At 40.9% G+C, this 883-nt stretch carries 1 protein-coding gene; it reads right to left on the bottom strand.

What is annotated here, in order from left to right:
• Positions 1 to 883: GAF domain-containing protein (locus A3766_RS20500; RefSeq protein WP_156509008.1), on the bottom strand; the 883-nt coding region annotated here is incomplete at both ends.

An 883-nucleotide genomic window follows, 5' to 3' on the forward strand; every position in this document is an offset into this window, starting at 1 on the left:
TTCTGTTTTGCTCTTCGATAACTTCACGCATTCGAATACTTTTGATTGTCGTCACCAAGGATCGCGCTACAGAAGAAACGAACTCATAATCACTATCAGCAAAACTCACATTCTTCACATCACCGGAAAGGTTAATCACACCAACGAGAATCTCTTTGTCGACAAGCGGTACACATAGTAAGGCACGCTCTTGCCCGCCAGCAGCCGAGACAAAGTTCTTATCTTTTTCGGTATTTGGAACAAAAATAGTCTTTTTGGTTTCAGCTGCTTTGCCTAGAACACCTTGTCCCATATCAAACTTAACAGCTTCACTACCAGCTTCAATCGCTTTAGGTGGGAAATGTGCTTTCACCTCTAACTGCTGATTTTCATTTGTAAGAAAAACCGAACCCTGCGAAACGCCAATCTTTTCATGCATACTTTGAAGCACTTCTTCAAGAGCAATATTTTGACTCTGAGCACCGGCCAAAGAACGACCAATTGCATTCAATTTGGCAAGATCGATCATCTTCTTACGGATAGCTAAACGCATCGAGTTAAAGTTCTGGGTAGCAAGTAAAATCAGAACTATCAACATCACTATCGAACTCTTAAAGCCGAAGTCCAAACTACCTAACACTTCACCCTGCAAGTCATTAAAGCGAACATTTGCTGCTTTCAATAACTCGTCAAGCCCTTCAATAGATTGTGTTACTGCTGAATCTGCTTCAGACAACTTCTGTTTTGCAACTTCAATTTGCTCCAACTGCCGTTTTTTGTGATCAACAATTGAGGGTGTCTTTTTAATATATTCACTTATTTCAGCATAAGCATCAAAGGCGGCGGGAAGCATATCGTCTTCATCAAAATCCTTAAACACTTCAGCACCCTTAACGAACCAAGA

This window comes from Oleiphilus sp. HI0132, from assembly GCF_001635845.1.